This is a genomic window from Gammaproteobacteria bacterium, assembly GCA_030949385.1.
Classification (GTDB): domain Bacteria; phylum Pseudomonadota; class Gammaproteobacteria; order JAUZRS01; family JAUZRS01; genus JAUZRS01.
Genome location: JAUZSP010000003.1, coordinates 522,389 through 535,985, shown reverse-complemented (window position 1 = coordinate 535,985; position 13,597 = coordinate 522,389). Strand labels below are relative to the sequence as shown.

Annotated in this window: 15 protein-coding genes, 1 pseudogene and 1 CRISPR repeat array; of the genes and pseudogenes, 2 read left to right on the top strand and 14 right to left on the bottom strand. The window is 50.7% G+C overall.

What is annotated here, in order from left to right; all coding sequences use genetic code 11:
• The first annotated feature begins 191 nt into the window (after nucleotides 1-191).
• A complete protein-coding gene (locus Q9O24_06235) occupies nucleotides 192-401 on the top strand; it encodes a cold-shock protein (protein ID MDQ7074745.1) in 210 nt (69 codons plus the stop codon).
• A gap of 112 nt (nucleotides 402-513) precedes the next feature.
• Nucleotides 514-915, top strand: coding sequence for a YkgJ family cysteine cluster protein (locus tag Q9O24_06230; protein MDQ7074744.1), 402 nt, complete (start codon nucleotides 514-516; stop codon nucleotides 913-915).
• 324 nt (nucleotides 916-1,239) lie between these two features.
• Nucleotides 1,240-1,856: direct repeats of the CRISPR family, unit length 37 nt; unit sequence GTCTTAATCCCTTCTTCATCAGGGCAATGTTTCAAAC.
• A 172-nt stretch (nucleotides 1,857-2,028) separates the two neighbouring features.
• Here Q9O24_06230 and cas2 (Q9O24_06225) read toward each other — a convergent pair.
• From cas2 (Q9O24_06225) to Q9O24_06160, 14 genes and pseudogenes are all read right to left on the bottom strand, one after another.
• Nucleotides 2,029-2,334 carry a CRISPR-associated endonuclease Cas2 gene (cas2, locus tag Q9O24_06225; protein MDQ7074743.1) on the bottom strand — a complete coding sequence of 102 codons (306 nt, stop codon included), beginning with the start codon at nucleotides 2,332-2,334 and terminating at the stop codon, nucleotides 2,029-2,031.
• Nucleotides 2,331-2,615, bottom strand: coding sequence for a CRISPR-associated endonuclease Cas1 (locus Q9O24_06220; protein MDQ7074742.1), 285 nt, complete (start codon nucleotides 2,613-2,615; stop codon nucleotides 2,331-2,333). The genes cas2 (Q9O24_06225) and Q9O24_06220 overlap by 4 nt, the downstream gene beginning before the upstream one ends.
• Nucleotides 2,561-2,857, bottom strand: a complete 297-nt coding sequence (locus tag Q9O24_06215; protein ID MDQ7074741.1) for a CRISPR-associated endonuclease Cas1 — start codon at nucleotides 2,855-2,857, stop codon at nucleotides 2,561-2,563. The genes Q9O24_06220 and Q9O24_06215 overlap by 55 nt, the downstream gene beginning before the upstream one ends.
• Before the next feature lie 4 nt (nucleotides 2,858-2,861).
• On the bottom strand, nucleotides 2,862-3,146 hold the full coding sequence (cas2, locus tag Q9O24_06210; protein MDQ7074740.1) for a CRISPR-associated endonuclease Cas2: 285 nt from the start codon (nucleotides 3,144-3,146) through the stop codon (nucleotides 2,862-2,864).
• 271 nt (nucleotides 3,147-3,417) lie between these two features.
• The gene (locus tag Q9O24_06205; protein ID MDQ7074739.1) at nucleotides 3,418-4,251 is read right to left on the bottom strand and encodes a radical SAM protein; all 834 of its coding nucleotides are present in this window, start codon (nucleotides 4,249-4,251) and stop codon (nucleotides 3,418-3,420) included.
• Nucleotides 4,252-4,690: 439 nt separating this feature from the next.
• Nucleotides 4,691-4,873, bottom strand: a complete 183-nt coding sequence (locus tag Q9O24_06200; protein ID MDQ7074738.1) for a hypothetical protein — start codon at nucleotides 4,871-4,873, stop codon at nucleotides 4,691-4,693.
• 553 nt (nucleotides 4,874-5,426) lie between these two features.
• Nucleotides 5,427-5,714 (bottom strand): annotated as a pseudogene (locus tag Q9O24_06195) (hypothetical protein).
• A gap of 246 nt (nucleotides 5,715-5,960) precedes the next feature.
• On the bottom strand, nucleotides 5,961-7,106 hold the full coding sequence (gene cmr6, locus Q9O24_06190; protein ID MDQ7074737.1) for a type III-B CRISPR module RAMP protein Cmr6: 1,146 nt from the start codon (nucleotides 7,104-7,106) through the stop codon (nucleotides 5,961-5,963).
• Entirely contained in the window at nucleotides 7,099-7,230 is a 132-nt protein-coding gene (locus Q9O24_06185) for a hypothetical protein (protein MDQ7074736.1), read from the bottom strand. The genes cmr6 and Q9O24_06185 overlap by 8 nt, the downstream gene beginning before the upstream one ends.
• A gap of 16 nt (nucleotides 7,231-7,246) precedes the next feature.
• Entirely contained in the window at nucleotides 7,247-7,573 is a 327-nt protein-coding gene (cmr5, locus tag Q9O24_06180) for a type III-B CRISPR module-associated protein Cmr5 (GenBank protein ID MDQ7074735.1), read from the bottom strand.
• Nucleotides 7,574-7,577: 4 nt separating this feature from the next.
• On the bottom strand, nucleotides 7,578-8,480 hold the full coding sequence (gene cmr4, locus Q9O24_06175; protein ID MDQ7074734.1) for a type III-B CRISPR module RAMP protein Cmr4: 903 nt from the start codon (nucleotides 8,478-8,480) through the stop codon (nucleotides 7,578-7,580).
• Nucleotides 8,480-9,607 carry a type III-B CRISPR module-associated Cmr3 family protein gene (locus Q9O24_06170; GenBank protein ID MDQ7074733.1) on the bottom strand — a complete coding sequence of 376 codons (1,128 nt, stop codon included), beginning with the start codon at nucleotides 9,605-9,607 and terminating at the stop codon, nucleotides 8,480-8,482. Before Q9O24_06170 ends, cmr4 begins: the two co-directional genes overlap by 1 nt.
• Nucleotides 9,604-12,534 (bottom strand): type III-B CRISPR-associated protein Cas10/Cmr2, encoded by a 2,931-nt coding sequence (gene cas10 / locus Q9O24_06165; GenBank protein ID MDQ7074732.1) that lies wholly within the window; start codon nucleotides 12,532-12,534, stop codon nucleotides 9,604-9,606. Before cas10 ends, Q9O24_06170 begins: the two co-directional genes overlap by 4 nt.
• On the bottom strand, nucleotides 12,531-13,496 hold the full coding sequence (locus tag Q9O24_06160) for a hypothetical protein (GenBank protein MDQ7074731.1): 966 nt from the start codon (nucleotides 13,494-13,496) through the stop codon (nucleotides 12,531-12,533). The genes cas10 and Q9O24_06160 overlap by 4 nt, the downstream gene beginning before the upstream one ends.
• Nucleotides 13,497-13,597 lie beyond the last annotated feature (101 nt).

Here is a 13,597-nt window from a genome sequence, read left to right as displayed (position 1 = left end):
CTCGCCCTACAGAACATAGATCTATCTTATGCAACATTTGTACTTGTACACTTCTTCACACTGCTTCACTTTATGTAAGCGTGATGTCCTGAAGCGTCACCCTCAGATTGCGATTATGAATGATTCTACTTTCGGGCTCTGAGGCGTAATTTTACGCACATCCATTTTTTTACAATTTTCAGGAGACATTCATGTCTAACGTAACTGGTACGGTTAAGTGGTTTAACGAAGAAAAAGGTTATGGTTTCATCTCTCAGGACGACGGCGGCGCTGACGTTTTCGTTCATTTTCGTGCGATTTCTGGTGAAGGCTTCAAAACCCTCGCAGAAGGCCAAAAAGTGACCTTCGAAGTTGAGCAAGGCCCTAAAGGTCTGCAGGCTGCTAACGTAGTCGCTCAATAAGTTTAGTTTGCCTTTTTAGGTTTTCTAAACAAGAAAAGGGTGCCTTCGTGGCATCCTTTTTTATGTCTTTCATTTTATTTTATTGCACTATAAAAAACAGTAATACACTCTTGTGTCCGATTATTCAGCGACTAAAATTATTCCCTTAGAGACCAAATGCACTCTCTGCACCCAATCTCTGTGCTGCAATTACATTACCCAAAAGATCAAAACACCGCGTTCCAAACTCGATTTTGAACATCTGCTTTGGCAGGTCTCACACAAAAACGTAAGCCTCTTTAAAGACAAAGACGAATGGCTGCTCTGTTTTAACAGCCCCTGTGAGCATCTGACCCATGAGGGCAATTGCGGCATCTATCATCAACGCCCCACCATCTGCCGCGAACACAGCAACGACTACTGTGAATACGACGCACCTGCCGAAGAGGGTTTTGAGTTCTATTTTCCCGACTACGAAAGCCTGCTGCTCTTTTGCAAAAAACGCTTTAAACGCTGGAACGTCACCGCCCCGTAGGGCGCATTAACCAAAGGGCAATGCGCCAAAAAACATACAAAAGCAAATCCCCCTCAATCCCCCTTTCTAGTTCCCACGCTCCTGCGTGGGAACTCATACCCCCCTACGCCGCCTCACAACGATTTTTCTAGTTCCCATGCTCCTGCGTGGGAACTCATACCACCCTCTTTCGTAGGGGCGCATTCCATATGCGCCCTGTTTTTTTACCCACAAAAAAAGCCCCTAAACAGGGGCTTTTTTCACAAGAGGCAAAACCAACCCCCCTCGCATCCTCATTTAATTGAGGCTATTTCTGCACAGGGGCGGAAAATATTCCGCCCCTACGTCTTAATCCCTTCTTCATCAGGGCAATGTTTCAAACGCTCAAACCTAGAGTATTGCTACATGTCAGCCAGTCAAGTCTTAATCCCTTCTTCATCAGGGCAATGTTTCAAACCTTAGAGTCAAGGTGATGCAGTAATTCGACATACGTCTTAATCCCTTCTTCATCAGGGCAATGTTTCAAACCATTCACCTGCGTTAGTTGTTGGTGTACACCCTGGTCTTAATCCCTTCTTCATCAGGGCAATGTTTCAAACGATAGCATCGTGTGCATTACGATTGCCGGTGTGACTGTCTTAATCCCTTCTTCATCAGGGCAATGTTTCAAACGTAACGGTGACTGGTAAGGCACTACCGTATAAACTAATCGGTCTTAATCCCTTCTTCATCAGGGCAATGTTTCAAACATGGTAGACGTGTTTAACAGCAACGGCGTGTGTCGTCTTAATCCCTTCTTCATCAGGGCAATGTTTCAAACGATAGACATATTACACCTCTACGTTTACACGGTAGTCTTAATCCCTTCTTCATCAGGGCAATGTTTCAAACAGTTTAATGACGTGGAGATGCCCATGTAATCGTAGTCTTAATCCCTTCTTCATCAGGGCAATGTTTCAAACACCTCGGCTCTAATTCCTCTTTGAAAACAATAGCTTACAAAGGGGGTCTTAGGAAATAAAAGTTTTTGAAAAGTTAACTGCTTTTTCATGGCCTAAACCCCTTAGTTAACCTCTCGCCGAGCTGCAAGAACCGACGTTATTATTCGCTCTGTTCTTGAAAATGTAAAGCAGTTTATGCCTCCCAACGCAACACATTATGCTCACCGTCCAACAGCACAATATCATCAGGAAACGGCTCACGTCCCAACACCGTAATCTTGCCCCGCTTCGGTACCGGATAGAGGCGCACATCATCCTCATCGGCCTTAATCAACCCCGCCAACTCCTGCAACAACGCCACCCGCTCCACCACCGACAACGGCAGATAAAAGAGCGAATACTGCATCCGAATCCCCACCTGAGAAAGACACTTCGCCACCCGCCGCAACCGCTTCGAATCCGCAATGTCATACGCCGCCAAATACGCCCGTCGCTTCATTTCACAACCTCCATCGCCGTCAACTCCTTCGCCAAAGCGTAACTCTGCTGACGCAAATAACGCCGCCACAACCGAGCCGCCACCTCAAACCTAGGGTAAAATTTCTGCCGCCCCTCCTTGTTCAACAAACACGCCCCCTTATCCCAGACAAAATGCTCCGGCAACAACACCCGCTGCCGAAACAACCGCCACACCCAGCGATCCAAACGCGGACGCAACGGCTCCATCACATCACACGCCAACGACTCACGGCCATAACTCGGCTCATGATAAAACCCCAACAAAGGATCAAGCCCCGCCCCGTGCGCCGACCGTTACGCGCACTCAAACAGAGCAACGCCACCCCCGCCTCCGCAAACACCCCCAACAACGTGCTCTCCATCTGCGTCGCATGACGAATCACCACCCGCTCCAGCAACTTCAACGGAATGCTGCGTAATTTAGCCTCCGGCTCCCGCACCAACAATTGCCCACCGCTGACACTCAACTGCACATTTTTTCGATCCAAATAAAGCGTACTCATCAGCCTAACCTATCAAATAACAATCGGAAGTCATCACCCGAGAAGCCAACCCCAAAGGGTAGCTGCCCTCTTTTGCCTGCAAAGGCAGCAACAGAAAATAATCCTCCTGCTGATCCAACACCGCCGCCAAATCCGCCATCAAGCTCTGCTTCTCACGCCGATTTAACAGACACTCAAACACCGACTTTTGCCGTCCGATGGCGTGCGCCTTAATCAATTTCAACGCCCGCCGTGAACGGCTCGGGCTGCCAATGTCATAGGCCAAAAGGTACAGAGACCGCTCTTTCATCGTTGCTCCTCATGCAAAACAGTAATTCGCTGATGTTACGCGCTAAAAAAGAATTTATATCCCTCAGGACGAACCTTGTGTTCACCCTGTTTGTGAAACGTGAATTTTAAATAAGAGGTTTATTTTTCGCTCGTCATTCCCGCGAAGGCGGGAATCCATAGGCTCTTGTCATAGATTCATGTGGATTCCCGCCTTCGCGGGAATGACATGGGTTTAGATTTTCTAGTTTTCTAGTTTTTTCTAGTTCCCATGCTCCTGCGTGGGAACTCCCCTACGCCGCCTCACAACGATCCAACACACCCTGAGCCGAAGGCGCTAAAAACTCCGCAAACCGCTCCGCGTCACCCACCACCGGCCCATCCACCGCGTAACGAATGCCATCGGCACCAACAAACAGACTTCCATGATCCACGTTATGCTCAGCCCCACACCGCTTGGTAAACAGTTGATGCCCTGCCGCATTGCTCCAAACGCCATCCCGCTGCCAGCGATACCCCATCCGCTCCAACTGCAACGCCGCCAACGGCACGCTGCGCTCATCCTCAAACAGCTCAATGATTTTGCAATTGATCCCCAGCGCCGCACTTTTTCTGATGAAATGGCGCGTACTCTCAACGGCCATAAACGGGTGATTAATGCAGAGCTGAATGGGGAATTTCTGCGCCAGGTCGATGCTCTCCAACACCGGAGCCAACGCAATGCCCATGCTCCGCTGCTGCTCGGCGGCATCGAAAGAGTCGAGGTGAATCTTCAACTCATCCAGATGAGGCAACGCCGCCGCCAGCAATTTAGGATGCCCCAAGTGCGAATCCATCGACAGGTGATCCGTATGCACACGACACAACGCCGCCACCTCAGAAAGCTGCGAATGCAACGTCGGTTCACCACCACTGAGCACAATCTCATCCAAGCGTTGCCCTGCCGCCGCCAAGTTATCCAGAATGTCACGAATGGTCTGCAACGAGAGACGAGAACGCGCCGCCTGTTTATCCTGCCCTTCGTTGTGGCAATAATCACAACTCGCCGTACAGCGGTTGGTAAGCAGCAAGCGCAATTTAATCGCCTTAGTGGAACCCTGAAACATGACCTTATTCACTCTCTTCATTTTGTCGATGAGCCATTAAAACCCAAACACCCGCAGAGCGGATAAACAACAAGCTTGCAAGTAAATCCCCGCACACCCAAACGCTGCTATTAATTCTAAGGACAAAAAAAAGCCCCAAAAAGGGGCATGGAAAAAACCTCAACAGCACCAAGCCAGAACGATCCTAGCGTTTACAACCCGTTGCTATGACGATGACAATCTTAGCGATTTCACACCACATATCACACTCTCCTTAACATTAAACAAAAACAAACAAAACAACAGTTAAACCCTACCGATCTTTACGATCAGAGTTCGTCAACGTTGCAGACAATGAACCCACCAAAAAAGCCAATCCACCTACAATAATAATCAAAAAAAACACAGTTACTGCTCCTAAAAATTCAGATTCAAACCACCCATAACACCCTTCAACCAAGCCCCGAAGGGCAAACCGACCTCAGTCGTCGCTGAACAAGCTAAACACACCCGCAACCACACCCACCGCAATCAACGCCGGAGCCGCCACCGTCACCCCAACCCAACCCGCCGCGACCACCGTTGCTACCCGTGCACCGTTACCCGCACTCACCGCCTTAACCCCTTTCTTCGCCATACACTTCACATCATCAAAATCAGCCATGTTTTTACCCTCTAAAAAAGAACCCCATTAAAACAGATTAAAACCAACCCAACGAAAATCACAAGCTTGCAAAACACCCCAACGTAGGGCGCATTAACCAAAGGGCAATGCGCCAAAAAACACACAAGAGCAAATTCCCCTTTCGTAGGGGCGCATTCCATATGCGCCCTGTTTTTTACCAACACCCCTCGCATCCTCATTTAATTGAGGCTATGTCTGCACAAGGGGATTTACGCTTCTTGCCCGTAACCCCATTACCTTTACCCTCATCCTCATCTAAAAAAAAGGCAAGCACACACTCACTTGGAATTTTCTGCACATATCAAGCACCTACGATTGACTCAGCAGACGTTTTTTCAACACCGCTCTCTATCACAAATTCACCTCGCTGATCCAACTGGGTTACCAACGCCTTCTGACTCATAAACCACCTCACTGATAAAAAATAAAAACCAACCGAGCTTAATCGTCAAATATATCATCCAACAAATCCGTCACTTCCGTCACTGTCTCAGCCACGACAACAACGACCTCAAAAACCTCTTCCAAAAAATCAAACATTGCCTTGCTCCAATATAAAAAATATAAAAAAATATAAAATAGGGCATCCTTGCCCACACCGATTCAACCACGCAACCAGCGATAAATCCCCACCGCCGCTGCACCCACCGCCAACGGAGCCGCCGCCGTCACCACCAAACCAGCAACCATACCGCCACCCACAATACCGCCCACCGCAGCCAAACCCGAAGTCACACCCGTGGCACCCAAACCAACCACACCGCTCGCCGCAACCGCGCCCAAAGAACCCGCCGCACCCGTTGCTGCACCTGCCGCAGCCGCTTTATTTTCACTCATAACATCTTCCTCACTGCATTAAAAAAATAAACGACCTTCTGTCTGCTTTTGCTAACAAACAGACCGCTCGTCTTCTGGAATCGCATTTTAGAGGAAAAAAATAAACATACTCATTTGACAAGCTTGCGGCCAAAAAAAAGCCCTTCATCAGGGCAATAAAATCAACTCTTTGAGTTGCACAAAGTAGGGCGCACTAACCAAAGGGCAGTGCGCCAATCAAATAAATTCCTTACCCATCAAGGTAATTCAATACTGTCTCACAGTGCTTTTTCTGCTTTACTTTGGCTTTGTTTTTTCCCGAAAAATCGGGGTTCCACTTTTTTTCAGCTTGCCAAAGAGAACGAATTTTTTCTGCAACAAGTCGCTGATCCTCTGGGCTTTGCCACTCTCCCGCGTCCAGCTTTTTCAGCAACGCTGAAGCAGGGTTGTTCCCCTTGTGCTTTTTACACACCCCCTCAATATCACGTTCCACAGGCGATAACGTCGCCAAATAAGCCGACTCTTCCTCTTCTTGCTGCTGCTCCTCCAACTCTTCCCGGTGCGCATCTTCTGCCCTCAGATCCCGCTTCATCGCCCCATAACCCACCGCCGTTTTCGCGCCAAATCCCAGCCACTCAAAGGCATGTTCAAACGCCTCTTCCAGCAAAGTCTGCCACTCCTGTAACAGGTTCGGGGCAACACGGTGCAACAACGTCTCATCACAGACCACATGAAACACAAAATTCGTCGTCGCGGGTACGGTCACAAAGTTAATCGGAATCGGCTGTCCCGAATCGTGAGGCTGATCAGCGGCTTTATAATAATGCCCCTGATGCGGGGTCATCACCTCCACCTCCAACGCCTTCAAATCAGGAATCACATCCCAAAACTGCAACGCGCCACGCTGGGCATTGTTGCTGTCCTCTTTGCCAAACAGGGCATCCATACAGGCCTGATCCCACCTTGACTCAAGCTCCCATTCGTACTCACCCAGCCCCGCCAGCTCCCGCGCCGCTTGACGCAGCACCCCCTTCACCCCACTGCCCGCCAAATAGGGCAGACCGTACGGGTTCAGAAAGGCAAAGCCATTTTCCAGTGGGTGTTCATTGCCTAAGCCAGTGGAAAAAGGCGCGGTTGATTCCGCCTCCAACCGACACAAACGCTCCGCCGACAGCATCTTTGCCATCGCCGCTTGTCGCTCCACCAGCCTCTTCACATGCTGTTTATCAGCCTCGGTAAAGGCACAGGCTTTTTTTAGCGCGTCGGTTTTATCCTCCAACCGCTTAAAGCTCCCTTCCATCCATAAGGGTAAGTAATAGCCAAAGCGCATCCCAGGCGAAGCCGTCTGAAATTGATCACCCAAATACTGCGGTACTGCCGCCAATCCCTTACTCATGACTCGAACCCTTATCATCACCCAGACGAGCCGCCGCCATCTGCCGCAACCAGCGCAACCACGCATAGGCTTCACGGTTGTAGCTTTGAAACTGCTGTGGTGTGGCCTCAAACAACTGCTGCATAAACGCCTCAAACGCCTCAGACGTTTCGTACTGTAAACTGCAACCACTGGCGCAGATGCAGAGACAACAGTTCATGCCGCCCGCCTTTTTGCTGCAAAAAGGCCAAGGTCTGCATTAAACCGCTGTTCATAATCAGTGCAGGTAACCCCTTAACACTGTTGACGTAATCCTTACCATGCAGTGCCACTCCCTCTGCCGATTTAGTCCAAGCGTGCTCAGCACGTTTCTGCTCCAAGGTCTGCTCCAAGGTCTGCTGCTTAGGCGCTGATTTTGCCGGTACACGCTGACTCACCTTCACCGCCGGTTTTATTTTAGGCGGTACGTTTTTCTTGTATCTGCCCATCGTCTTAAACCCCCTCGACTCGAACCACGACCAAACCCCGTCCCGTGGTGGCATCACCACCCAACTGCACCAAGCGACCTTTCTCACAACCCAGAATATTTCTCATTGTCAGATAAACATTTTCTGCGCTCATCGCCTCATCAGAACGGCTTTGACTCGCCAATAACGGCGCAATCAACAGCGACTCTGGCGGCAAATTTTCAGTGTAAAACAGCCCGCCATCTTCAGCACTGCCCGTCTGGGGATCAATACGAACGTGCGGTTCAATCACCGTGGCGTTTTCCACAAAATAGTCAAAATCCGTATCGCTCAGCACCACCAAATCTTGGCCTAATTTTTCACGGAAAAATTGAAACTCATCACTCTTTGGTAAGGCGCGATCAGCTAAATTTTCCGCTAAAGCCTTTAACCCATCTTGCTCAGCCTTTTGCTCATATTCAAAGGCTTCCAAATGCAGTTTTTTATCATCACTCAATAACGCCTCGTTCAGCACCAAACACTTCCCCTCATCAACCTTGGGAATCGTCCAGTTAACCGCATTACCCGTCAAGGCCAACAGCCGTTGCGCTCGTGCAAGAGCCTGTGGCGAGGTGATGTAAACAAAACCGCCGCGCAAACTGCGCACCGGAAACGCGATCAACTGAGCATCACCAAAACTCAATGCCCCCGCATGAAGATCATCACTGCTAGGTTCAGGCCCAAAGAGCGTCTTGATCAACGTCGGATCACCACCCAACGCCTCGAAACCGTGGCGCAACGCCCCCTTAATCCCCGAACCGGCAAAGCTGGGGTGGTTGCTGTGACCTTCTCGTTGAATGGGGCTATCAATCACCCCTGTTGCCGTACCCGCGCCCATGTGAACCGGACTCACCGAATAAAGAAACAGCACCGCTTTTTTTTCAAACATTATTTTTTTCCTTCATAAATCGCAAATTGGAACCGATTAAAGCCCTCGGCTTGGCGCGCTAAATCCACTTTTTCATCCCAAAGACCCTGCTGGAGCAGCCCCGCCAACGCCTCTGGGGTCGCCTCTAAATTTTCCAACCAATAGACGCTGCCGATGCCCGCTGATCTCAAGGCTGTTTTTGGGCAACCTTTGGCCAAATCCCAACCAGAGACCACCTCAGAACGGGAGAGCGCCGCCGAACAGACCGTGCCCTTCACCCCGCGCAGCTCAAACGCACCGTCCTCCGCCATGCCGGGCAAACGCCAACCGTGCTCAAACAAACCAGGCGAGGTCAACACCACACGACACCGCTTATCCCGCAGCATTTTTTTGTAATCAGGCAACGGCGAAGCAAAATCCACCTCCGCCGTTAATTCAGCCCCACGACCATCGCCGCCAAAACGCAGATGGCTGCTGCTGACCTTCACTCCAGAAGTCGCCAGCAAAAAACCAACATGCTCTGCAAAGGCCACCCCCTGCACAGTAAAAAGATGCCCCTCTTTCACCGCCCCCCTTTGCCCATCCAGCGCAATGCCGGTACGCTCTTGCATTTTCCACAGCGCGTCGGTTTTAATCAGCTCATCAGCCTGAGGTACTTTGCCCTCCAGATAACACCACCAACCCGCTTCTTTCACCCAATAACTCGAAGAGGGTTTACAGCGTTCAGGCTCCACCAGCAGCGGCAATTTGGCCAAAGAGAAAGAGCTGCTGACCCCCTCAGGGGCTTTGCTCGGCGTGAGACGACTCACCGTGACCTCACCGCTCTCTTTCTCGCTGACCACCAAATCGACGGGCATGGGGTAAAACGCCTCAATGTTCCCATCCGTTCGCCGTGCCAAACGAAAATCTGTGACCCGAAAAGAACCAGGGTTCGTTGGTGTACCCAATTCATGATGCGTCACCTTGCCCTTTGAAAACGCCTTCAGATCCACCTTATCATGCAATAAAATGGAGCTGCGTACCGCCCCAGCGGCCACCGAAGGCCACGGTGGCACCTGTGATTCACCGTAGCTGCCCGCCGCACCAAAGAGTTTATTGCCGCGCAGAAAAAGCAGATCCAAGGGTTCAATAAAATGATAGGTGCTCATGCCTCTGCTCCTCTGTTTGCATCGTCTTTGCCTCGCCCTTCACGGGCTAAAAATTCCGCTACCGCCATAAAGTTGGCCAGATACGCCAGCCCCAAAGTACGTTTTTTCTTCTCTTTTCGAGCCTCAGGTTTTATTCCAACGAGCTTCTTTGTCTGCGCTGCAATATCGTTGTAACAGGCAGCCAAACGTGCCAAATCCTGCGCCAAGCCGTCCAAATTGTGATAATCACTGACCGATTTTTTATCACCGGCTTGCCGTTTAAGTTGATAGGCCAACAGAGTCGCTAACATCTCCGCATCGCCCTGCGGTTCGGGCAGATCTTTCATCCACGCCAAGCTGTGAAACACCGCTCGCCGTGAGACCGCCTCATCGCGCAGATAGGCACAGAGTCGCAGCAGCAGTTTCAGCGGATGCAGGGCATAAGAGGCTTGCGTCACCGCCCCCCAAGGTAAAGTCAATTGCAGTAAGTTGCCGGAACGCTTGATGATCTTCAGATGAAAACAGTTCCGCCCTGCCTTTTTCGCCGCCGTCTCCGCCGAATGCAACACCGTCATGGCCTGCTGCAACGGCGCTTGATGATGCACCACCACCAGCCCCGCACTGACCGTGGCGGTGGAACCCATGGTTCGATAGAGCACGCCGTCTAATAGGGCAAAGCCGCTGTCGAGGATCAAACCTTTGAGTTGCGAATCTTCTGTTTGCTCACCTTCAGCGATCCCCGAATAGGCTTGCCTGAGCCGATCCGCCGCAGGCAACAGATCCGCCACCGGCAACATCGCCAACACATCATCGCCACCCGCGTAGATCAGCTTACCCAGATGCTCCTCCTCCACCACATAACGCACGATTTTCTGTGAAAAATCATTCAATGCGCCTGAAATGGCCATGTGCCGACTGGGAGAGACCGCCCGTTTTTGTTCTGCATATTTTTTTAAGGACTGATTCTTTTTTACCTCGGCATTAAAACCCTCTTTCATTGAACGATGAAAACTCTCAGCATAAGTCATGCTGTGCTGCTCATCCCCTGAGAGAATTTTGCCCATGCGATCACCGTCCATCAGCAACAGGCTGTAATAGGTCTCCTGACGAACGCCACTGTCCAGCGCCTCGCCCAAGGTATCCGCCACCACCGTTCGAATCTCTTCGGCTGTGTTCGCCTCATCAGACTCCGAGGCCAATTCCAACAAACCCAGCAACTGCTTGGCCTGTTTTAATTTACCGCCACTGCGATGACGCTCCACTAAACGTTTTGGCAGAGCAATGCCCGTTGCAGGTCCATGCTCCTCACAGGCGCGTTGAAACGCTGTTGGCGGCAAACCCGGCAGCTCCAACCAGCGATCCAGTTGATGCACCAGCGCCATGCTGTGGGTGGAGACCACATAACGATCAACGGTTTTACGCCTCAAAACCCGCCCCACCTCTTCGGCAAACAGCGTCGGCCAGAGCCGTTTCAGCGCGGGCAGCGCCGCGAGGTGTTCGCCTTTTTTTGCCCAAGCGGGGCGTTCTTTAGCAATCTTTGCCCATAAGGTATTCTCTTGTTGGCGATAGGATTTTTTCAACTGCGTCTTGTCGGTGGTCAACCACTCTCCCTCACCACTCAAAGAACAGCGCCAGCCTTTTTGCTCCAACTGATCAAATTGACGCAGGGATTTGGCCGAGGCCAACACCCGCTCAGCCAGATCAAACACCGCCGGATAAAGCACCCCAGGGGTGGGAACAATAAAGGAGCTGCCGTCTTTCCAGACCATCTCTTTTTTCAGGGTTTGCCACACCTCTGTATCTAAAAACCCACTCTCTTCATTCTCAGCAACCCCAAACAGCGGAGCCATGCTGGTCTGCAACGGCTTCGTATCCAGATCCGTTTGCCGCGCTTTATCTTGTACTTTAATCAGTGAAAAAGGCACCGCCGACCAATGCACTTCGGGGAAACCCGCCAACTGTTCGCGCATCTGCTGATAACAATAAAGAGACTCATCTTGCCTCTCATCCACCTCTTTCAGCAGACGATCCACCACCTTTTTGCCTTTGTCCTGCAACCACTGGCGCACATGCGTTTCGCACTCTTCTGCCAGTGCTTTTGCCTGATCCGCTGGCACCACCGCCACAAAACGGTTCGGCAAGGCGGCGGAAAAGAGCGGATTAGAATCATTCGACTCTTGCTGCCAGTCACAGGACTCAAACCACTCAGCAGGCAAGTCACACTCATCGCGCAACCAGAGATCGACCAAAGGCACTCCGCGCAGACGCGGGAACAAAATGGCATCAGGCCCCAGTGCTTTAACCACTGGTTTCATCGTCTCCCAAGAGAGTCGCGCCAACAGGTGCGACCCTGCCCATAAATCAGAGGTGGAGCGAGCAGCGGCAATAAAAGACTGCACCGGTCCGATGGCCAGGGCCAGCAGGGCTGCCCCTCCTTCTGAATCTTGGTTAAACGCACCAGCAAAAGCGGACGTAAGGTCGCTGTGATCCGCCACGCTGTGATCGGGCACTCGACCATCGGAAGGGGTCATGCGCCACAGTGCGGCTAATTTTTGCGCCGCCGGATCCTCAACAGAAAAGAGGTCGGAGCTAAAACGCCACAGCGCCAAGTGACTTTTGTGTGCATCGCCGTCCACACCTTTGGTCAATTTTTTAACGTGTTCCACCACCGCGTTGGTCACGCTTTTTTCATCACAGCTGGCAAAACCCAGCTCGCTCAGATCCAGTTCATCTCCACTCAAGGGGTGCAGTAAATGGGGCTCTTCGTTCCAGTTCAACTCTGTCCAAGGCGCTTTGAGCCATTGGGGACGATCAGCAGCTACGGCCCACTTTTCGGCGTAATCAATGGCATCTTCATTGGCTCCGTCCAATTTCAATACCTTCGTCAGCGGCTCGGTAAAGGGTTCGTGCAGCCGCGCTTTTAATTTTGTTTTCCATAAATCACTCATACATCAATCCTGCGTAAATTATCTTGTTGATCCAAAAACCCATGCACGCTTTGCCAAAGTGAGATCAGCGTATCTTTATCAGGCTTAAAATCAGCCGGAGGCAGGCAGGGCATGTGGAAAATAACACCATAAAATTTCTTGTTTTCATCCCGTCGTACTTTGAAGCGCAAACTGTTGGGTAAACGCCCATTTTTTTCCCAAGAGCTAACGGAATGATGTGTCACAGGGTAACTTAGCCAATGGCGTAACTCGGGCGAATGCGCACCTTTACCTGTCGTAAATTTAAACTCTGTACGCACCCCAATCTTTAGTTTGGCCAATTGGGTCATTAAACCCTCCCATGACTTAACAGAATCCGTGCGCCAAACAAACGCGCCTTTTTCATCTTGCCCAATAGCCGATGCCCACTCTCGTTCTAAACACCAAGCCAAGGTTTTATCGGCTGAAAAAATCTGGGTTAATTCAGCATAAGACTGCGTATTGTGGCCTTCAATGTCTACAGACCCCCAACCATTTCGGCTACGACCGCCCAAGGTTCCATAAGCGTGAAAGAGCTGCATTGCAACCTCAATGTCTTTTATGTGTTTTTCAGGCGCGGCAATGTTTAAAGTGCATCTACACTCCGCCTTTATGGCTTTTCGAGCACCCTCTTTTGAGCCTAAAAAAGTCGAACCTTTTTTATAAGACAGAGCGCCATAACCTAAATAAAGATGCCCACCTAAAGAATTTGTAACCTCTGGGTGAGAAATTTTCGGGTCTTTCCCCCACTCCGTCATCTTCCCAGCATCCCATTTATCCAAACGGATTCGAACTAAACTTTTACGCCCAGATACTTTTTTCCCTTTAGTATCTTTATCCGATTCAAGCCAAGCGTGGCCAAACAACCGCCCTTCTTCTTCACGGATCTCTTTGTGCTGATAGTTAAATTTTTTCGCTACCGCCACCCGCCACCACTGGCGCAAGGCGGCCTTAAACGGCGGCGTGCGCCACTGGCCATTTTGTTCGGCATTGCCTAAAAAAGCTGGGGTGTTGAAACGAACCGTGTACTGTCGAGTGACCATTT